Raw genomic sequence first — 18,536 nt, forward strand, 5'->3', positions numbered from 1 at the left:
CCGCGCATACCATCGGTCGATGAACGACTACGCCCGCCAGGAACGCCGGCTCCTCGCTGACCTGCTGCTGCAGGCGGGCCCGGACGCGGCCACGCTGTGCACCGGGTGGACCACCCGGGATCTGGCCGCTCATCTGGCGGTCCGGGATCGGCGCCCGGACGCCTCGGCCGGCCTGCTCGTCCCGGCGCTGGCCGCGTACGGCGAGCGGGTGCGCCTGGTCAAGGCCGCCCTGCCGTACCCGGACCTGATCGCCGAGGTGCGCAACCCGCCGATCTGGAGCCCGGTCAGCAACCCGCTCGTCGACGGGCTGGCCAACACCATGGAGTTCTTCATCCACCACGAGGACGTCCGCCGGGCCGCGAGCGGGTGGGAGCCGCGCCCGCTGCCCGCCGGTCAGCAGGCCGCGCTCTGGCGCAGCGTCAAGTTCACCGCCCGGCTGGCGCTGCGCCGGCTGGGCGTGCCCGGCGAGGTGATCGCGGAGGGCTTCCCGCCGGTGCGGACCGGCCCGGCCCCACAGGTGCGGATCACCGGTGACGCCGGCGAGTTGGCGCTGTTCTTCTCCGGCCGGCAGCGGATCGCCCGGGTCGTGATCGACGGCGACCCGGCGATCGCCGATCGCCTGCGCGGAGCCAGGCTCGGCTTCTGAGGATCGGCCCGGCCGTCGCGGATTGGCCCGGCCGATTGTGGCCGGATTGGCTTAGGCGAATAGGCCAATCGGGACCTAGGTTCGTGCCATGACCGCCCGACTCTCGGTGGCCCAAGGCGCCGCGCTCTCCATCGGTGCCGTGCTCGGCACCGGCCTGATCTCCATGCCGGCCCTGGCCGCCGCGGCCGCCGGCCCGGCCGCACTGCTCGCCTGGCTCGCCCTGATCCTCCTCTCCGCGCCGCTGGCCTGGACCTTCGCCGCGCTCGGCGCGCGCTTCCCGGATGCCGGCGGGGTGGCGACGTACACCGGGATGGCCTTCGGGCGGCGGGCCGCCGCCGCCGTCGGCTGGTGCTTCTACTTCGCGGTGCCGCTGGGCGCGCCGGTCGCCGCGGGGTTCACCGGCGGGTACGTGGCCGGCGTGCTCGGCGGCGGCCGGACCACCGAGTTCCTCACCTTTCTCGTACTGGCCGCCACGACGTACGCGATGAACTGGTTCGGCCTGCGCGTCTCCGGCCGGATCCAACTGGTGCTCACCGGCACCCTGGCCGCCCTGCTGGTGGTGACCGTGCTGGCCGCGCTGCCGCACCTGGACACCGCGAACCTGACCCCGTTCGCCCCGCACGGCTGGTCCGGGGTCGGGGCCGCCGCGGCCATCCTGGTCTGGGGTTTCGCCGGCTGGGAGGCGCTCTCCTCGCTCTCGGCGGAGTACCGCGACCCGCGCCGGGACGTGCCCCGGGCCACGCTGATCGCGGTCGCCGTGGTCGGAGTGCTCTACCTGGCGGTGGCCGGGGTCAGCGTGCTCGCCCTGGGGCCGGCCCTGGCGGGCAGCCGGGCGCCGCTCGCCGACCTGCTGGCGATCGGGCTGGGCGGGCCGGCCCGGCCGGTCACCGCGGTGGTCGCGGTGGTGCTGACGCTGGGCGCGATGAACGCGTACTTCGCCGGGGCGAGCCGGCTCGGAGTGGCGCTGGCCCGGGACGGCGCGCTGCCCGACCGGGTCTTCGGGGGCCGGCGCCGCTCCCTCACCTTCATCTTCGTGACCGGTGTCGGGTGCGCGCTGCTGCCGCTCGGGCTGCACACCTCGACGCTGCTGGTCACCGGCTGCTTCACGCTGGTCTACGTGCTGGGGACGGCGGCGGCGCTGCGCCTGCTGCCGCGCGGCTGGTCCCGGGTGGTGGCCGGGGCGGCGTTCGTGGCGGTGACCGGGCTGCTCTGGCTGAACGGGTGGCCGGCGCTGTTCAGCCTGGCGATCGCCGCCGGGGCGCTGATCTATCAGGCGGTCTTCTCAAAGAAGGGCGGCCAGGGCGGCGAGCCCCTCGTCGATCCTCAGCGGGTCGACGGCCCCGAACCCGAGGACGACCCCCTGCCGGTCGCCGCCGTATCGGGCCAGGTCGTCGAAGGCTAGGCCGCGCGGCTTCGCGGTGCCGGCCGGAGCCCTGTCCAGCAGAGCGGTCACGTGCAGCCCGGCGGCCGAGGGGATCACCTCGAACTGCGGCAGCCGGGTCAGGGCGGCGACGATCCGGGCGTGCCGGGCGGCGTACTCCCGGCGCGCCCGGCGCACGTGCCGGGCCAACTGCCCCTCCTCGATGAAGCGGGCGAGTGCGGCCTGCATCGCCACGTGCCCGTACCCGTCGCCGAGTTGCCGGGCCGCCGCCAGGACCGGCCGCAGGCTCGGCGGGGCGAGCAGGAAGCCGGTCCGGATCGTCGGCAGCATGGTCTTCGAGAACGTCCCCACGTAGAGCACCCGCTCGCAGCGGTCCAGCGCCCGCAGCGGTTCGAGCGGCCGGCTGCCGAACCGGAACTCGCTGTCGTAGTCGTCCTCGACGATCGCGGCCTGCCGCCGGCGGGCCCAGTCCAGCAGCCGGCGGCGGCGCTCCGGGCTGAGCACCGGGCCGAGCGGGAACTGGTGCGACGGGGTGACGTAGACGATCCGGGCGTGCGCCGGCAGTTCGTCCACCACCAGGCCCTCGGCGTCGACCGGCACGCCGACGATCCGGGCGCCGAGCGAGGCGAACAGGGCGCGGGCCGGTGGATAGCCGGGATCCTCGACCGCCACCGTGTCGCCGGGGCGCAGCAGCACCCGGCCGATCAGGTCGAAGGCGTGCTGGGCGCCGTTGGTGACCAGCACGTCGTCGGCGGTGGTCCGGAGGCCGCGGGCGTAGCCCAGGTAGCGGGCGATCGCGGCGCGCAGGGCGGGGTGGCCGTAGGGATCCGCGTACGTCCCGGGAGCGTTGGCCCGCAGCCGCAGCTCGGCGCCGACCATCCGCCGCCAGGTGTCGAACGGGAAGAGTGACGCGTCCGGGATGCCGACCCGGAAGTCGTACCGCGGCTTCTCCTCGTTCCCGCTGGTCGGGTCCGGGCCGGCGGCCCATCCGGCGCGCGGCCGCAGCGGGTCCGGGACGGAGCGGGGCGGCTGTCGCGGCGTCCGCGCCTCGGCGACGAACGTCCCGGCGCCGACCCGCGCGGTCAGGTGCCCCTCGGCGACCAGCCGCTCGTACGCCCCGGCCACGCTGCCCCGGGAGACGCCCAGGTCGGCGGCGAGAGCCCGGCTGGCCGGCAGCCGATGACCGGCGGGCAGCCGGCCGTCCGCGATCGCCACCCGCAACGCCCGGTACACCGCCGCGGTCGTCCCGCCGGACCCCGGCCCGGCCTCGATCACCAGATCCACGCCCCGACGGTATAGACAATCCGATATTCCCGGCACATGTAAGCCTGCACTTACTCTCAGGCATGGAACGTCCACTTGACACCTGAGGAGCTGGCATGGCGATCCGACGTGGAGGGTTTCGGGCAGCGGTGCTGCTCATCGTGGTGACGGGTGTGCTCGGACTGGCCGCTGGCCCGGCCGCCGCGGCGGGCCCGGTCTCCCTGCTCGTCTCGCTACTCTGACGAGCCTCGCCGGAGCAGCTCGGACGCGGTGATGAAGGCTCCCGCACCGACCGTACGGGTGCAGGCGTACGCCCCCGCGATCGTCCCGGCCTCGAGGCACTCGCCGTCGCTCTTCCCCGCCGTCCAGGCGGCCAGGAAGGCGGCGGCGAACGCGTCCCCGGCCCCGTTGGTGTCCACGACCGGTGCGCCCGGATCGGCCGCGTCCCGGTGCGTCGTCCCGTCCCGCGTGATCAGATCCGCCCCGCCGGCGCCGTGCGTGACCACGACCCGCGAGGCCACCCCCTCGGCCAGGATCCACTCGGCCGCACCCGCGCCCAGCTGAACCCCGCTGATGAAGACCACGTCCGCGCCGAGGGCGAAGTCCCGGTGATACGGGTTCTCCCCGTCCCAGTCGTGCAGGTCGGTGGAGACGGTCACCCCGGCCGCCCGCAGCGACGGCAACACGTGCCGGGCCCAGTCCACGATCGTCACGTGCGCGTGCCGGACACCGTCCGGCAGCGGTGAGTAGTACGAGGACGGCAACCGGTACCCGGGAACGTCGCGCCCGTCGTAGAGGGAGAGCCGCCGGCCGTCCGGGCTCATCAGGTTGACCGCCCGCCGGGTCCCGCCCGGGGCCGGCGCCGCGTGCAGCGGGATCCCCCACTCCTGGAAGGCCCCGGTCACCCGGCGTCCCGGATCGTCGTCCCCGATCGTGTCGATGACCCGCACCGGCGCACCGAGAGCGCGCAGCCCGAGCGCCACGCAGGTGCCGGTGTGCGAGACGTGATCCTCGATCGGGCCGCGCGGCCGCGCCGAGTCGGCGCCGAGCACCGGCAGATCGGCGACGGGAACCACGGTGTCGATGCCGGTCCCGCCGACCACCAGAAAAACCATGCTCACAACGTAGCGACTAAGATTCCCGACAGTTTCCGGGGCAGTCTAGCCGTGTCACCGCCTGCGCATTACCCTGCGGTAACAACGACGTAACGTCCCCCCAATTCAGGGTTAAGGCGGCACCTGATGGCTCTCGATGTTCCTTACCGGTCGATTCCGGACATGCTGCTTCAGCGTGTTGCGAAGACCCCGGAAGCGCGTGCGCTCGCCGGGCCGAACGCTGACGACACCGGCATGGCTTGGCTCACCTGGCGCCAGGTGGGTGAGCGCACCAAGGCGATCGCGGCCGGCCTGCGCGAGCTCGGCATCGGGCTGGAGGACCGGGTGGCGATCCTCTCCAGCACCCGGCTGGAGTGGATCCTCGTCGACCTCGGCATCAACCTGGCCGGCGGCTCGGCCACCACGGTCTACCCGACCACCGAGCCGGAGGACACGACGTTCATCGTGACCGACTCCGGGTCGAAGGTGCTGATCGCGGAGAACCCGAAGCAGGCGCTGAAGATCGCCGGCACGGAGACCTCGGTAACCAAGGTGGTGCTGATCGACGGCCTGGCCGACGCCGGCGCCAACCCGCCGCAGATCACCCTGGCCGAGCTGGAGGAGCTGGGCGCCGCGGCGCTGAGCCAGAACCCGGGCATGATCGACGCGGTGGTCGAGCAGCTGACCCCGGACAACGTCGCCACGCTGATCTACACCTCCGGCACCACCGGCCGCCCGAAGGGCGTCGAGCTGCTGCACCGCGGCTGGACCTGGGAGGGCGTGGCGCAGGAGAACCTGGGTCTGTTCTCCCCCGAGGACCTGCACTACCTGTGGCTGCCGATGTCGCACGCGTTCGGCAAGACGCTGCTCTGCGGCATCGTGCACGTCGGCGTGCCGACCTACGTCGACGGCCGGGTGGACAAGGTGGTCGACAACCTCGCGCTGATCCAGCCGACGCTGATGTGCGCCCCGCCCCGGATCTACGAGAAGGTTTACAACAAGACCGTCACCAGCGGCCTGTCCGGCGGCGGCCTGAAGTCGAAGATCTTCACCTGGGCGGTCGCGACCGGCAAGCAGAAGGTCGCGCTGGAGCAGGCCGGCAAGCCGGTCGGCACCCTCCTCCAGCTGCAGTACGCGATTGCCGAGCGGCTGGTCTTCAAGAAGCTCCAGGACCGCCTGGGCGGCCGGATCCGCGTGCTGGTCAGCGGCTCGGCCGCGCTCAGCCGGGACATCGCCGAGTTCTTCGCCGCGGCGAACCTGCCGGTCCTCGAGGGTTACGGCATGACCGAGGCCTGCGCGGCGAACTTCATCAACCGCCGCGGCCACCTCCGGATCGGCTCGGTCGGTCAGGCGATCGGCGACCTCGAGGTCCGCCTCGACGCCGACGGTGAGGTGCTGCTGCGCGGCGCGCCGGTCATGCGGGGCTACCACAACCTCCCGGAGGCCACCACGGAAGCGTTCACCGAGGACGGCTTCCTGCGCACCGGTGACATCGGCGAGCTCGACGAGGACGGCTTCCTGAAGATCACCGACCGGAAGAAGGACCTGGTCAAGACGTCCGGCGGCAAGTTCATCGCGCCGAGCGCGATCGAGGGCGCGTTCAAGGCGGTGTGCCCGTACACCTCGCAGGCGATCGTGGTCGGCCAGAACCGCAACTTCGTCACCATGCTGATCACGCTGGACGAGGACGCCATCGCGGGCTGGGCCGCCAACGGGCCGCTCGCCGGCAAGAGCTACTCCGAGATCGTCGTCGCGCCGGAGACGCACGCGCTGGTCGAGGGCTACCTCGCCGAGCTGAACACCAAGCTGAACCGCTGGGAGACGGTCAAGAAGTTCGCCATCCTCCCGCGTGACCTCAGCATCGAGGCCGGCGAGGTCACCCCGTCCATGAAGATCAAGCGGCGCAGCGTCGAGACGAACTTCGCCGAGCAGATCGAGAAGATGTACGAGGGCTCGCTCGCCCAGATCTGACCCGTACTCGGAAGAAGGCCGCCTTCCCTCGAGGAAGGCGGCCTTCTTCCGCTTACATCGATTTCTTCGGTACGACCTGTCGGGCCCTGTGGCCAGGCTCGAGCCGAGCCCTGTGGCACTCTCGCGCGAGGCCCGCGCCGCTCCGGACCGCTGCCGCGCGTCACGGCCCGCTTGAAGCAGCCCGGCGCTAGGCGATCACGGCCGGGGTGCGCCAACTCGGCCGGGCGGCGTGGTCGAGGTCATGGCGGACCGAGGCGATGCGCCGGACGGCCTCGGTGAGGTCGTCGGCGGGCAGGGTGAACGGCAGCCGCAGGAAGCGCTCCAGGGTTCCGTCCAGGCCGAAACGGGGGCCGGGAGCGAGCCGGACGCCGACCTCCTCGGCCGCGCGGGACAGCGCGCTGGAGATCGGCCCGTCCAGCTCCACCCAGAGCGTCACGCCGCCGCCCGGCACGAAGAACCGCCACTCCGGCAGCTGCTCCCGCAGCGCGGTGATCAGCGCGTCCCGCCGGAACCGCAGCTGCGCGCGCCGGGCCTCGACGATCGACGACGCCGAGCGCAGCAGGTGCACGGCGACCAGCTGCTCCAGCACCGGGCTGGCCATGTCGACCCCCACCCGGATCGCGGCCAGCCGCTGCACCAGCGGGGCCGACGCGCGCACCCAGCCGATCCGCAGTCCACCCCAGTACGGCTTGCTCATCCCGCCGATCGACATCACCCGCGAGTGCCGGTCGAAGACCGCGACCGGCGGCGGCATCTCCGGATCGTCCAGCGGCAGGTCCACGAAGGACTCGTCGACGACCAGCTCGGTGCCGCAGGCGTGGGCGGTGGCCACCATCCGCTCGCGCAGGTCGGCCGGCATCAGGTGACCGGTCGGGTTGTGGAACTCCGGAATCATGTACGCCAGCCGGGGCCGGGTCTGCCGCAGCGCGCCGAGCAGCATCTCGCCGTCCCAGCCGGTCGCGGTGTCCAGACCGTGCGTGCTGATCCGGGCGCGCCGGGCGGAGAGCGCCGCGAGCGCGTTCGGATAGGTCGGCGTCTCCACCAGCACCGGTGCACCCGCCGGCACGGAGAGCCGGAGCACCAGGTCGAGCGCCTGCTGGGTGCCGCTGGTCACCAGGATCTGCTCGGGCGAGGTGGGCACGCCGCGGGCGGTGTAGATCTCGGCCACCACCGCACGCAGCTCGGACAGACCGGTCGGGTGGTAGCCGGCGGTGCCCAGGTAGCGTGGCAGGTCCTCGGCGGCGGCCCGGGCGGCCGGCACCAGCTCGACCGGGGCGGCCGAGGCGGCCACCCCCATGTCGATCATGTCGAGGTCGTCGCCCGGGGTCCACAGCCCGGAGGTGGCGACCCGGTGGCCGTGCGGCAGGGTGGTCCAGCTTCCGGCGCCGCGCCGGCTGGTCAGGTGACCGCTCTCGCGCAGCGCGCGGTACGCCGCCGACACCGTGGTCCGGCTGACTCCGAGCGAGTCGGCCAGCTCACGTTCGGCGGGCAGCCGCACGCCGAGGGCGAGCCGCCCGTCGGCGAGCAGCCCACGCACCGCGGCACCCAGCGCGGCGTAGTCCGGGCTGCGATGGCGCCCCGGCAGCGAATGCCAACGGCCGAGCAGCCGGGCCAATTGGTCACCTCGAACCGAGGTTGTCATAGCCACCTCCCGATGATTGGCACCTTAACATCGCGGAATTGGCCCCCAAAGTGGCGATGTGGTTCCTGTCCGTCGCGTCACACGGCCCTCGCCGGCGGGCCCTGCCACCGACCTTTCGGACCATCGAGGCCCGTCGCGTCCGGCACCCTCCCGCCCGCGCCCCGCCCGGGCCCGCCGATCCGCCTTGCCCGCGCCCACCCAGACCCGCCGATCCCGTCTTGCCCGCGCCCCGCCCGGGCCCACCCAGACCCGCCGATCCCGCCCGGTCGGCACCCGCACACCCGTGCGGTGCCCGCACACTGAGATAGGCCGACCCCGATGCGCGGCCTATGCCGCCATCAACCGCGAAGATCCTGTTTTGGGACGGGTCACAAGCCAGTGATCATCCGGACACATTCGCTTCCCGACATGCCGACGGCACGGCATCATTGCGGCATGGGGGCGGGCGACTGGAACTGGAACGACGCGTGGATCTTCGTCTCCGCGGTCATCGCTGAGCGTCTGGAGCGGGACCGGGCGCTGCATGCCGCCCTGCCGGTCTCCGGAGCGACGCTCGCCGATCTGCTGGCCGCGGCCGACTTCCTGCACCACAGCGTGCCGAACCGCACCGATCTCGAGGAATCGATCCGCCGGCTGGCCGGCGCCGGGCTGATCACCGTGGAGGACGACATCATCGAGGTGGCCTCGGCGGGCGAGCAGCTCTGGCGGACCCGCCCGTTCAGCGGCCTGTCGTCCGCGGTGATGACCCTGCAGGCGCAGCTGAACCGCGCCGCTCAGCCCGGTTACACGGACTGGACCCTGAGCGAGAACGTCTACACCGCCGCGGTCCGCGAATACAGCCACCGCCTCGCCGACGGCCGTTGACCTGAGCCGTCCCGGCTTCGTCGCACTCCGCCCGCCGGAGTCCGGCGACCTCCAGAATCCCCCAGGACCGCCGACACCCTAAATACCAGCCGCGCCCACCCCAATGCCACTCAGCGTAGGTTGATCTTGGGTGCGGTCTTATGCGTCGGACCCCACAGCCGCACTATCGGTGCTCGCCGGCCACCGTCCACTTCTGGTCACCATTCCAACCGCCGCCTGCGGTTTGCGGATAGGGCCGAGGCTCACCAGCCACCGTCCACCTTTGGCCACCCTCCCGGCCGCCACCACAACCCGGAGATGGGCGCCGAGGCTCACCAGCCACCGTCCGCCTTCGATCACCCTCCCGGCCGCCACCCGCAACCCGAAGATGGGCGCCGAGGCTCACCAGCCACCGTCCGCCTTCGATCACCCTCCCGGCCGCCACCCGCAACCCGAAGATGGGCGCCGAGGCTCACCAGCCACCGTCCGCCTTCGATCACCCTCCCGGCCGCCCCCCGCAACCCGAAGATGGGCGCCGAGGCTCACCAGCCACCGTCCGCCTTTGGTCACTCCCCCAGCCGCCGCCCGCACCGATGCTCACCAGCATCTGCGAGCGGCGTCACCGGCCGCAACCCGCGGGCCACGCCGCCTGGCGACCGACCCCAACCACCCGCCTACCCGCGAGCAATCCCCGAGAGGCCGCGACCCACCCACCACCGTACTCAAGATCAACTTTGGTTGAGTGGTCTTGAGGCCCATCCGGCTGGTCGGCGCGGTCGCATCAAGACTGTTGATACGACCCTGGCGGCCAGCTGGCTGAGGCGGGCCGTTAGGCGCGGCAGCGGCGCCGGGTGATGCAAGTCTCGCGCGAGACCGGCACGGGACTCGGCTCGAGCCTGGCCACGGGACCCGTAGGTCGTACCGGGAAATTTGGATTTTTGCCGGGTGCGGCCGTCAGCGGACCGGATTGCCGGCGTTGCGCAGGGTCTCCTTGACCTCGCCGATGGTGAGGTCGCCGAAGTGGAAGACGCTCGCGGCCAGGACGGCGTCCGCGCCGGCCTCGACCGCCGGGGGGAAGTGCTCGACGGCGCCGGCGCCGCCGCTGGCGATCACCGGGATGTTCACGACGGCGCGGACCGCGCGGATCAGCTCCAGGTCGAAGCCGGCCTTGGTGCCGTCGGCGTCCATCGAGTTGAGCAGGATCTCGCCGGCACCCAGTTCGGCGACCCGGGCCGCCCACTCGACCGCGTCGAGCCCGGCGCTGCGCCGGCCGCCGTGCGTGGTGACCTCCCAGCCGGACGGCTGGCCGGCGGCCCGGCGCACGTCCAGCGACAGGACGAGCACCTGGTTGCCGAAGCGTTCGGCGATCTCGCTGATCAGCTCGGGGCGGTTGATCGCCGCGGTGTTCACGCCAACCTTGTCGGCGCCGGCCCGCAACAGCACGTCCACGTTCGCCACCGAGCGGACGCCGCCGCCGACGGTCAGCGGGATGAAGACCGTCTCGGCGGTGCGCCGCACCACGTCGAGCATGGTGCCCCGGTCGTCGGAGGAGGCGGTGACATCGAGGAAGGTCAGCTCGTCGGCGCCGGCCGCGTCGTAGGCCGCGGCCAGCTCCACCGGGTCACCGGCGTCCCGGAGGTCGACGAAGTTGACCCCCTTGACCACACGTCCAGCGTCCACGTCCAGGCAGGGGATGACACGCACCGCGACTGTCATGCACCCACCCTAACCACCTGGGTTTTCACGACGGGCCGGGACCGGGCCAGTCCCAAAAGTACGCCACCGGCCACCAGCACCCCGCCGAACAGATCGACGGCGTGCACCGGCTCGCCGAGGATCAGCGCGGCCGAGGCGATGCCGAAGAACGGGACCAGCATGGAGAACGGGGCGACCGTGGCGGCGCCGTGCTTGCGGATCAGGTAGCCCCAGACGCCGAAGCCGCCGAGCGTGGAGAGCAGGGCGATGTAGAGCAGCGCCGCGATCGACTCGAGGTCGACGCCGCGCAGGGCGGCGAGGTCCGCGGCCGGGCCGTCGATCAGCAGCGTGAGGGCGATCAGCGGGCCGGTGGCGAGCGCGCTGACCCAGACCATGAAGCGCAGCGTGTCCGGCGGGGACGCCTTGCGGGTGGCCACGTTCGACAGGCCCCACGCCACGGCCGCGCCGATCACCAGCAGGAAGGCCGGCAGCCCGGCACCCATCCGGGTGGCCACCAGGGCGACCCCGGCGGCGGCCACGACCAGGCCGGCGATCTGCACCGGGCGCGGCCGCTCGCGCAGGAAGATCGTGGCGAAGAGCATCGTGAAGATCGCCTGGCTCTGCAGCACGAGTGAGCTGAGCCCGGCCGGCATCCCGGCCGCCATTCCGGCGAAGAGCAGCGAGAACTTGACAACGCCGAGGATCAGGGCGACCGCGGCGATCCAGCGCCACGGCACCTGTGGCCGGCCGACGAAGAGCACGGCGGGGAACGCGGCCAGGCCGAAGCGCAGGGCGGAGAAGAGCAGGGGCGGGAAGTGGTCCAGCCCGGTCTCGATAACGACGAAGTTGACGCCCCAGACCGCCGCGACGGCGACGGCCAGGGCGATGTCACGCGGCCTCATGGCTCCAGCCTGGACGGCGGGAACCGTTAAGCACCAGCGAGAATTGCTACACCGACGATGTAGCGCGACTTCACGGACGCTTCAGGACCTCGAGCGCCTCGCGGACGGTGAACGCGCCGGCGTAGAGGGCCTTGCCGGCGATCACACCCTCGACACCGATCGGCTCGAGCGCGGTCAGGGCGCGCAGATCGTCCAGGGTGGAGACGCCACCGCTGGCGATCACCGGCCGATCGGTGGCGGCGCAGACCTCGCGCAGCAGCTCCAGGTTCGGCCCGCGCATGGTGCCGTCCTTGGTGATGTCGGTCAGCACATACCGGGTGGCGCCGGCCTTGTCGAGACGGGCGAGGACCTCGTACAGGTCGCCCCCCTCCCGGGTCCAGCCACGCGCGGCCAGGGTGCGGCCGCGCACGTCCAGGCCGATGGCGACGCGGTCGCCGTACTCGGCGCAGATCCGGTCGCACCACTCCGGGTCCTCCAGCGCGGCGGTGCCGATGTTGACCCGCTGGGCGCCGGTCGCGAGGGCCCGGGTCAGCGACTCGTCGTCCCGGATGCCACCGGAGAGCTCCACCTTGACGTCCAGCCGGCGGACCACGTCGGCGAGCAGCTCAGCGTTCGAGCCGCGGCCGAACGCGGCGTCCAGGTCGACCAGGTGGATCCACTCGGCGCCGTCGTTCTGCCAGGCCAGGGCGGCCTCCAGCGGGTCACCGTAGGCGGTCTCCGAACCGGCGGCGCCCTGGACCAGGCGGACCGCCTGGCCGTCGGCGACGTCGACGGCGGGCAGCAGTTGCAGCGTCACGATCTATCTCCTATGAACGGCGGCCGAGCACGACGACCACGAGGGCCGGGGCGGCCAGGACGAGCAGGACGGTGAGCAGGATGCGCAGCGCCGGCTCCGGGATGAACAGCCAGACCGCGGCGATGGCGATCAGCAGGACGACCACGATGCCGATCCGCTGCCGCCGGTTGCGCCGGTACAGCCGGCCGTCGCTGCCCATTCTGGGCGGCGCGAGCCTCTTTAGGAGAGCACGGCCCCGCGCCCGGCGGGCCACCTTCCGGGCGCGAGCCGCCTTTTCCCGTTCCAGGACGGCGAGCCGCTCGGCCCGACGCCGCGCGCGTTCCTTGCTCACGGTAGGGATTTCACCCAGTTGCCGAGCAGCGTGTACCCCGCGTCGGCGGACTTCTCCGGGTGGAACTGGGCGACGCTGAGCGCACCGGCCTCGACCACCGCCGCGAACGGCTGGTCGTGGGCGGCGGTGGTCACCGTGGCCGCGCTCAGAGCTTCCAGATCCTGCGCGGCGTACGAGTGGACGAAGTAGAACCGGGTGTCCGGCGCCAGCCCGCTCAGCAGCCGCGAGCCGGCCGGCACGGTCACCGTGTTCCAGCCCATGTGCGGGATCCGCTCGGCGTGCAGCCTGGTGACCGAGCCGGGCAGCAGACCCAGGCCCTTGGTCTCCACCCCGTGCTCCACCCCGGAGTCGAACATGATCTGCATGCCGACACAGATGCCGAGGACCGGGCGGCCGGCGGCGACCCGCTCGGCGATCACCGGGCCCGCGCCCAGTTCGTCGATGCCGGCCATGCACGCGGCATAGGCGCCGACGCCCGGCACGACCAGGCCGTCGGCGCCGGCGGCCGCCGCCAGGTCGCTGGTCACGGTGACGTCCGCCCCGGTACGCGCCACCGCCCGCTCCGCGCTGCGCAGGTTTCCCGACCCGTAGTCGAGGATCACCACCCGCGCGGTCATCAGAGCACGCCCTTGGTGGAGGGCAGCGCGCCCGCGTTGCGTGGATCGATCTCGACGGCCTCCCGCAGGGCCCGGGAGAACGCCTTGAACTGGGCCTCGACCACGTGGTGCGCGTCCGGGTGGCCGCCGGGGCGGCAGGCCCGCAGCACGTCCACGTGCAGGGTCACCTTGGCCGCGTGACCGAACGCCTCGAAGATGTGCCGGGTCATGCTGGTCGCGTAGACCGGCCCGATGTACGGCGTGAGCAGCGGCTCGTCGTGCACCACGTACGGCCGGCCGGACAGGTCGACGGCCGCCCGCACCAGCACCTCGTCCATCGGGATGGTGGCCGAGCCGTACCGACGGATGCCCCGCTTGTCGCCGAGGGCCTGGGCGAACGCCTCGCCGAGGGCGATCGCGGTGTCCTCGATGGTGTGGTGCGAGTCGATCTCGAGGTCGCCCTCGGTGCGCACGGTCAGGTCGAAGCCGCCGTGCTTGGCGAGCTGGTTGAGCATGTGGTCGTAGAAGCCGACGCCGGTGCTCAGGTCGCCCTTGCCGGTGCCGTCGAGGTCGATCTCGACCAGCACCTTGGTCTCGTTGGTAACGCGGTCGATCCGCCCGGTACGGCTCACGGTGTCTCCTCACTTCGTTCGTCGTCCTGTGAGCCGCGAAGCGGCGCGGAAAGGATCTCCTCGGCGGCGTCGAGGAACGCGGATGTCTCGGATTCGGTGCCGGCGGTGACCCGCAGCCAGCCGGCCAGGCCCACGTCGCGGATCAGCACGCCCCGGTCGAGGAACGCCTGCCACGCGGCCCGCTGATCCGGTTCCGTCCGGAAGAGGACGAAGTTGGCGTCGCTGTCGGCCACCTCGGTGCCGCGGGACCGCAGTGTGGCGACGATCCGATCGCGCTGCTCCTTGATCGCCTCGACGGTGCCGAGCAGCGAGGCCCGGTGCACGACGGCCGCGCGGGCGGCGGCCTGCGTGATCGAGGAGAGGTGGTACGGCAGGCGGACCAGCTGAACGGCGTCGACCACGGCCGGGTCGGCGGCCAGGTAGCCCAGCCGGCCACCGGCGAAGCCGAACGCCTTGCTCATGGTGCGGCTCACCACCAGGCGCGGGTGCCCGGGCAGCAGGGCCAGCGCGCTCGGTGTGCCGGGCCGGGCGAACTCGGTGTACGCCTCGTCGACGATCACCATGCCGCGTGCCGTCCGCAGCACCGCGTCGATCACGGCGGGGTCGAGCGCGGTGCCCGTCGGATTGTTCGGCGAGCAGAGGAAGACGAGATCGGGGTCGTGCCGCTCGATCTCGGCGACCGCCTTCTCCGGGCTCAGGCCGAAGTCCGGGTCGCGCAGCGCGCCGATCCACTCGGTCCCGGTCCCGGCCGCGAGCAGCGGGTGCATCGAGTACGACGGGCCGAAGCCGAGCGCCTTGCGTCCCGGACCGGCGAACGTCTGCAACAGCTGCTGCTGCACCTCGTTGGAGCCGTTCGCGGCCCAGACGTTCATGGTGGTCAGCCCGTGGCCGAGGTAGCTGGCCAGCTCGGTGCGCAGCGCGATGGCGTCACGATCCGGGTAGCGGTTGAGGTCGCGCAGCTCGGCCTGGACGGCCTTGCCGATCGCCTCGACCACGTCGTCCGGCACCGGGTACGAGTTCTCGTTGGTGTTCAGCCGCACGGCGACGTCGAGCTGCGGCGCGCCGTAGGGCGTCTTGCCCCGCAGGTCGTCCCGGATCGGCAGATCGTCGATGGTCGTCATCCCTGGAACCTCGCCTTCACCGCGTCCCCGTGCGCCGGCAGGTCTTCGGCGTTGGCCAGGGCCACCACGTGTCCGGCGACGTCACGCAGGGCCGCCTCGTCGTACTCGATGACGTGGATGCCGCGCAGGAACGACTGCACCGACAGACCGGACGAGTGGCGGGCGCAGCCGCCGGTCGGCAGCACGTGGTTCGAACCGGCCGCGTAGTCCCCCAGCGAGACCGGCGACCAGGCCCCCACGAAGATCGCGCCGGCGTTGCGGACCCGCATGGCCCACTCCCGCGCGTCCCGGGTCTGGATCTCCAGGTGCTCGGCCGCGTACGCGTCGACCACCGCGAGCCCCTGCTCCAGGTCGTCGACCAGCACGATCGCGGACTGCTCGCCGGAGAGCGCGGTCCGCACCCGCTCGTCGTGCCGGGTCGCGGCGACCTGCTTGTCCAGCTCCACCTCGACCGCGTCGGCCAGCGCGAGCGAGTCGGTGACCAGCACGCTCGCCGCGAGCGGGTCGTGCTCGGCCTGGCTGATCAGGTCGGCGGCGACGTGCCGCGGGTCGGCGGTCTCGTCGGCCAGCACGGCGATCTCGGTCGGCCCGGCCTCGGCATCGATCCCGACCCGGCCCTGGAGCAGCCGTTTGGCCGCGGTCACCCAGATGTTGCCCGGCCCGGTGATCACGTCGACCGGCTCACAGTGATCCAAAAGGTCGGCCCCGGCTGAGCCATCAGAAGCGGCTACGCCGCGAGACCCGTAGCCGAGCATCGCGATCGCCTGCGCACCGCCGACCGCGTAGACCTCGGTCACGCCGAGCAGCGCACACGCGGCGAGCACCCGCGCGTCGGGCAGGCCGTCGTTGGCGGTCTGCGGCGGCGACGCCACCACCAGGCCCTCGACGCCGGCCTCCTGGGCGGGCACCACGTTCATGACCACGGTGGACGGGTAGACGGCGAGACCGCCCGGCACGTAGAGCCCGACGCGGCTCACCGGCACCCAGCGCTCGGTCACCGTGCCGCCGTCGACCACCTGGGTGGTGACGTCGGTGCGGCGCTGGTCGGCGTGCACCCTGCGAGCCCGCTTGATCGCCTCGAGCAGGGCGGCCCGGACCGCCGGGTCGAGCGCCTCGGCCGCGGCCGCGATCGCCTCGGCGGGCACCCGCAGGCGCTCCAGCCGCACCCCGTCGAACTTCTCGGTCGCCTCCCGGATCGCGCTGAACCCATGCTGATGGACCGCCTCGACAACGGGGCGAATCCTCTCGACGGCAACGGAGACGTCGAGCTGGGCACGGGGCAGCAGACCGCGCGGGTCCCGGCGGGAGCCGCGCAGGTCGATCCGATTCAGCACGGAAAACAGTCTAGGCCGCGGCCGCGGCGGAGGATCCCCGCGACCGGCCCGGCCCAGGCGTTGGGACGTGTCACTTACGCCACCACGACCGGCGGCGCGGGGCCGGGACGCTCACGAACGGAAGGTCGGCGATCAGGTAGACGGTGCCGCCGAGCACGTTCCCGGGGACCGGGGTGGGCAGGTCGCCGGACAGGCAGACCTCCGTCTCGAAGCCGGCGGTGCGGACCCGGGCCACCGAGAACTCGCCGCCGGAGATCCGCACCCGGCGCCGCTCGGCGCTCAGCACCACCCCGGCCAGCAGCGCGTAGGGCTCGCCGTTCGCCTGGTCGAAGACCCCGTACGAGATGAACGACTCGGCGCCCAGCCGGACCGGGTCCGCGCCCTCCTCCGGGGTGCCGAGGAGGCTCGCGTCCGACGCGTGCCAGGCGTCCTCGTCCGGGTGCACGGTCACGCCGCCGCCCAGCGCGATCATCGCGCCCCGGCCGTCCGCCGGCTCGCCGAGCAGGTGCAACTGCTCGGCCGCGGCGGCCAGCATGGTGACCTGCTCGCCCTCCTCGTCGAGCACGTCAGCGACGATCATCTCGTCGTTGACCCGCCGGGCGGCGCGCAGCCGGGCCCCCGGGGTGCCGGCGAAGGACGGCAGGATCTCCTGCAGCTTGCCGCCGCGCAGGGTCAGCACCAGGCGGACCCCGGAGGGGTCGGTCCACCGGCGCACGGTCAGCCCGTCGCGCTCGCCGAGCAACACGGACTCGGCCATGATCGGGCTGAGCAGGCGATTGAACGCGGCGCGGTCCAGCCCGCCGAGCCCGACACACTCAAAGTTCGATGTCACCGCGGCACGGTAGCGATCCCGGCCGACCAGGGGCGACCCGTTTACCGACCGGGTTGACCAAGGTCAGCGGAACGCTAGGCTGAACGCGTGAGCGATCGGCTTCCGGTCTTCCCGCTGAGCACGGTGCTCTTCCCCGGTCTGGTGCTGCCCCTGCACATCTTCGAGGAGCGTTACCGCGCCCTCGTGCGGGAGATGACGGCCAGCCCGGCCGAGACGCCGGGCGAGTTCGGCGTGGTCACCCTCCGGCACGGCAGCGAGGTGGCGCCCGAGCCCGGTGACGGCCCGGCTCCGACGCCCACGCCGGTCGCCGTCGCCGAGCTGTTCGAGGTGGGGTGCACCGCCGAGCTGCGGCACGTGACCGAGTTGCCGGACGGCCGGTTCGACATCATGACGGTGGGCCGCCGCCGCTTCCGGATCCTCGACATCGAGCAGGGCGACGAGCCCTACCTGACCGCCCGGGTCGAGTGGCTGCCCGACGAGACGGCGGACGCGGTCGCCCAGCTGCTGCGGCCCCGCGTGCTCGCCGCTTTCCAGACCTACCTGGAGCTGCTCCGGCCGAACGCGGAGATCCTGGATCAGCTCCCGGACGACGCGACCGTGCTCTCGCACCTGGTCGCCGCGACCGCCCAGCTCACTTTGGAGGAACGGCACTCGCTGCTGGCCGCCGTGGACACCACCGCCCGGCTGCGCGCCGAGCTCCGGCTGCTCAACCGCGAGGCTGGTCTGCTGGCCCGGGTGCGGGCGGTGCCGGTGCCGCTGTCGGATCTGGCCCGACCGGCCAGTCCGAACTGAGCGGCGGCCCTTCCAGGGGGTCGTACTGCCCGTGGTTGGGGCCGTAACCGGGCTGGGCGCCCGGATGGTCCAGGTCCGGATCGTTCGACCAGCCGGCCAGCAGGGTCAGGACGATCGCCGCGGCGAACGCCGGGACCAGCGTCGGCGCGATCGAGTGCAGCGCCGGCGGTGCCAGGTAGGTCGCGCCCTGGGTGGCCGCGGCCCGCCAATGCTCGTACGCGTCCTTGCCGAGCAGCTCGCCGAGCGGGACGGCGACCCAGTTGGTGGCCACCCCGGCACCGGCGACCACGCCGAGCAGCAGCGCCGGCCCCCGGTCACGGCGCAGGACCAGCCAGGCCGCGATCGCCACGAGCAGGCCGAAGCCGAGCCCGAGCAGGACCAGCCAGCCGTCCGCCGCGATGTACTGCTCGGGCGACGGTTCGTTGATCACGATGCCGTTCTCGCCGGCGTCGATCACCGGCACGCCCGGCGCGAGGGTGTGCCAGAGCAGCCCGAGCGGGGCACCGAGCAGGGTGACCACCGCCGCGCTGCCGAATCCGACGGCGAGCGTCCGCCGCCACGACCGGCGGCTGCCCTGCTGGAGCCACCACCACGACTCCGCCGACGGCCGTTCCAACATGACCGGTGGTGTCACGGGCTCCTCAGGTTGCACTCTTTGATCCTTT

19 protein-coding genes are annotated in these 18,536 nt (G+C 72.6%); 6 read left to right on the forward strand and 13 right to left on the reverse strand.

What is annotated here, in order from left to right; translation table 11 throughout:
- Positions 1–19 precede the first annotated feature (19 nt).
- A complete protein-coding gene (locus tag CHC09_RS07680) occupies positions 20–646 on the forward strand; it encodes a TIGR03085 family metal-binding protein (RefSeq protein ID WP_089292641.1) in 627 nt (208 codons plus the stop codon).
- An 88-nt stretch (positions 647–734) separates the two neighbouring features.
- Positions 735–2,048 (forward strand): APC family permease, encoded by a 1,314-nt coding sequence (locus CHC09_RS07685; RefSeq protein WP_089292268.1) that lies wholly within the window; start codon positions 735–737, stop codon positions 2,046–2,048.
- On the opposite strand, the gene pdxR is transcribed toward CHC09_RS07685, so the two are convergent.
- On the reverse strand, positions 1,929–3,311 hold the full coding sequence (gene pdxR / locus CHC09_RS07690) for a MocR-like pyridoxine biosynthesis transcription factor PdxR (protein ID WP_143232234.1): 1,383 nt from the start codon (positions 3,309–3,311) through the stop codon (positions 1,929–1,931). The two genes, CHC09_RS07685 and pdxR, sit on opposite strands and share 120 nt — an antisense overlap.
- A 95-nt stretch (positions 3,312–3,406) precedes the next feature.
- On the opposite strand from pdxR, the gene CHC09_RS48320 reads away from it, so the two are divergent.
- The gene (locus CHC09_RS48320; protein WP_275407857.1) at positions 3,407–3,532 is read left to right on the forward strand and encodes a hypothetical protein; all 126 of its coding nucleotides are present in this window, start codon (positions 3,407–3,409) and stop codon (positions 3,530–3,532) included.
- Here the strand turns inward: CHC09_RS48320 and CHC09_RS07695 are convergent.
- Positions 3,524–4,405, reverse strand: a complete 882-nt coding sequence (locus CHC09_RS07695; RefSeq protein ID WP_089292269.1) for a carbohydrate kinase family protein — start codon at positions 4,403–4,405, stop codon at positions 3,524–3,526. The two genes, CHC09_RS48320 and CHC09_RS07695, sit on opposite strands and share 9 nt — an antisense overlap.
- A gap of 126 nt (positions 4,406–4,531) precedes the next feature.
- On the opposite strand from CHC09_RS07695, the gene CHC09_RS07700 reads away from it, so the two are divergent.
- Positions 4,532–6,355 carry an AMP-dependent synthetase/ligase gene (locus CHC09_RS07700; RefSeq protein WP_089292270.1) on the forward strand — a complete coding sequence of 608 codons (1,824 nt, stop codon included), beginning with the start codon at positions 4,532–4,534 and terminating at the stop codon, positions 6,353–6,355.
- A gap of 187 nt (positions 6,356–6,542) precedes the next feature.
- Here the strand turns inward: CHC09_RS07700 and yczR are convergent, their stop codons facing one another.
- Positions 6,543–7,997: a MocR-like transcription factor YczR gene (gene yczR / locus CHC09_RS07705; protein ID WP_089292271.1), complete on the reverse strand. Its 1,455-nt coding sequence runs from the start codon at positions 7,995–7,997 to the stop codon at positions 6,543–6,545.
- 435 nt (positions 7,998–8,432) lie between these two features.
- On the opposite strand from yczR, the gene CHC09_RS07710 reads away from it, so the two are divergent.
- Positions 8,433–8,861: a hypothetical protein gene (locus CHC09_RS07710; protein WP_089292272.1), complete on the forward strand. Its 429-nt coding sequence runs from the start codon at positions 8,433–8,435 to the stop codon at positions 8,859–8,861.
- Between the two features lie 933 nt (positions 8,862–9,794).
- On the opposite strand, the gene hisF is transcribed toward CHC09_RS07710, so the two are convergent.
- The 9 genes from hisF to CHC09_RS07755 all read right to left on the reverse strand — a co-directional run bounded on the left by hisF (position 9,795) and on the right by CHC09_RS07755 (position 17,079).
- Complete coding sequence (gene hisF / locus CHC09_RS07715; protein WP_089292273.1) at positions 9,795–10,556, reverse strand: imidazole glycerol phosphate synthase subunit HisF; 762 nt, start codon at positions 10,554–10,556, stop codon at positions 9,795–9,797.
- Positions 10,553–11,437: an EamA family transporter gene (locus CHC09_RS07720; RefSeq protein ID WP_089292274.1), complete on the reverse strand. Its 885-nt coding sequence runs from the start codon at positions 11,435–11,437 to the stop codon at positions 10,553–10,555. The genes hisF and CHC09_RS07720 overlap by 4 nt, the downstream gene beginning before the upstream one ends.
- A gap of 70 nt (positions 11,438–11,507) precedes the next feature.
- Positions 11,508–12,233: a bifunctional 1-(5-phosphoribosyl)-5-((5-phosphoribosylamino)methylideneamino)imidazole-4-carboxamide isomerase/phosphoribosylanthranilate isomerase PriA gene (gene priA / locus CHC09_RS07725; RefSeq protein WP_089292275.1), complete on the reverse strand. Its 726-nt coding sequence runs from the start codon at positions 12,231–12,233 to the stop codon at positions 11,508–11,510.
- 10 nt (positions 12,234–12,243) lie between these two features.
- Entirely contained in the window at positions 12,244–12,564 is a 321-nt protein-coding gene (locus CHC09_RS07730) for a hypothetical protein (protein ID WP_089292276.1), read from the reverse strand.
- Positions 12,561–13,181, reverse strand: coding sequence for an imidazole glycerol phosphate synthase subunit HisH (gene hisH, locus CHC09_RS07735; protein ID WP_089292277.1), 621 nt, complete (start codon positions 13,179–13,181; stop codon positions 12,561–12,563). Before hisH ends, CHC09_RS07730 begins: the two co-directional genes overlap by 4 nt.
- Positions 13,181–13,792 (reverse strand): imidazoleglycerol-phosphate dehydratase HisB, encoded by a 612-nt coding sequence (gene hisB, locus CHC09_RS07740; RefSeq protein ID WP_045741337.1) that lies wholly within the window; start codon positions 13,790–13,792, stop codon positions 13,181–13,183. Before hisB ends, hisH begins: the two co-directional genes overlap by 1 nt.
- Positions 13,789–14,913 (reverse strand): histidinol-phosphate transaminase, encoded by a 1,125-nt coding sequence (locus tag CHC09_RS07745; protein ID WP_089292278.1) that lies wholly within the window; start codon positions 14,911–14,913, stop codon positions 13,789–13,791. Before CHC09_RS07745 ends, hisB begins: the two co-directional genes overlap by 4 nt.
- Positions 14,910–16,247, reverse strand: coding sequence for a histidinol dehydrogenase (hisD, locus tag CHC09_RS07750; RefSeq protein WP_089292279.1), 1,338 nt, complete (start codon positions 16,245–16,247; stop codon positions 14,910–14,912). Before hisD ends, CHC09_RS07745 begins: the two co-directional genes overlap by 4 nt.
- Before the next feature lie 70 nt (positions 16,248–16,317).
- Complete coding sequence (locus CHC09_RS07755) at positions 16,318–17,079, reverse strand: hypothetical protein (protein ID WP_089292280.1); 762 nt, start codon at positions 17,077–17,079, stop codon at positions 16,318–16,320.
- Positions 17,080–17,166: 87 nt separating this feature from the next.
- On the opposite strand from CHC09_RS07755, the gene CHC09_RS07760 reads away from it, so the two are divergent.
- Complete coding sequence (locus CHC09_RS07760) at positions 17,167–17,871, forward strand: LON peptidase substrate-binding domain-containing protein (RefSeq protein ID WP_089292281.1); 705 nt, start codon at positions 17,167–17,169, stop codon at positions 17,869–17,871.
- Here the strand turns inward: CHC09_RS07760 and CHC09_RS07765 are convergent.
- Positions 17,786–18,523, reverse strand: coding sequence for a hypothetical protein (locus CHC09_RS07765; protein ID WP_239138164.1), 738 nt, complete (start codon positions 18,521–18,523; stop codon positions 17,786–17,788). The genes CHC09_RS07760 and CHC09_RS07765 overlap by 86 nt on opposite strands.
- Between the last annotated feature and the right edge of the window lie 13 nt (positions 18,524–18,536).

The organism is Actinoplanes regularis (assembly GCF_900188005.1).
Classification (GTDB): domain Bacteria; phylum Actinomycetota; class Actinomycetes; order Mycobacteriales; family Micromonosporaceae; genus Actinoplanes; species Actinoplanes regularis.

Bases quoted from the DNA above. Each gene is read 5' to 3' on its own strand.
- CHC09_RS07680 (WP_089292641.1), top strand. From the start codon at position 20: ATGAACGACTACGCCCGCCAGGAACGCCGGCTCCTCGCTGACCTGCTG.
- CHC09_RS07685 (WP_089292268.1), top strand. From the start codon at position 735: ATGACCGCCCGACTCTCGGTGGCCCAAGGCGCCGCGCTCTCCATCGGT.
- CHC09_RS48320 (WP_275407857.1), top strand. From the start codon at position 3,407: ATGGCGATCCGACGTGGAGGGTTTCGGGCAGCGGTGCTGCTCATCGTG.
- CHC09_RS07695 (WP_089292269.1), bottom strand. From the start codon at position 4,405: ATGGTTTTTCTGGTGGTCGGCGGGACCGGCATCGACACCGTGGTTCCC.
- CHC09_RS07700 (WP_089292270.1), top strand. From the start codon at position 4,532: ATGGCTCTCGATGTTCCTTACCGGTCGATTCCGGACATGCTGCTTCAG.
- yczR (WP_089292271.1), bottom strand. From the start codon at position 7,997: ATGACAACCTCGGTTCGAGGTGACCAATTGGCCCGGCTGCTCGGCCGT.
- CHC09_RS07710 (WP_089292272.1), top strand. From the start codon at position 8,433: ATGGGGGCGGGCGACTGGAACTGGAACGACGCGTGGATCTTCGTCTCC.
- hisF (WP_089292273.1), bottom strand. From the start codon at position 10,556: ATGACAGTCGCGGTGCGTGTCATCCCCTGCCTGGACGTGGACGCTGGA.
- CHC09_RS07720 (WP_089292274.1), bottom strand. From the start codon at position 11,437: ATGAGGCCGCGTGACATCGCCCTGGCCGTCGCCGTCGCGGCGGTCTGG.
- hisH (WP_089292277.1), bottom strand. From the start codon at position 13,181: ATGACCGCGCGGGTGGTGATCCTCGACTACGGGTCGGGAAACCTGCGC.
- CHC09_RS07745 (WP_089292278.1), bottom strand. From the start codon at position 14,913: ATGACGACCATCGACGATCTGCCGATCCGGGACGACCTGCGGGGCAAG.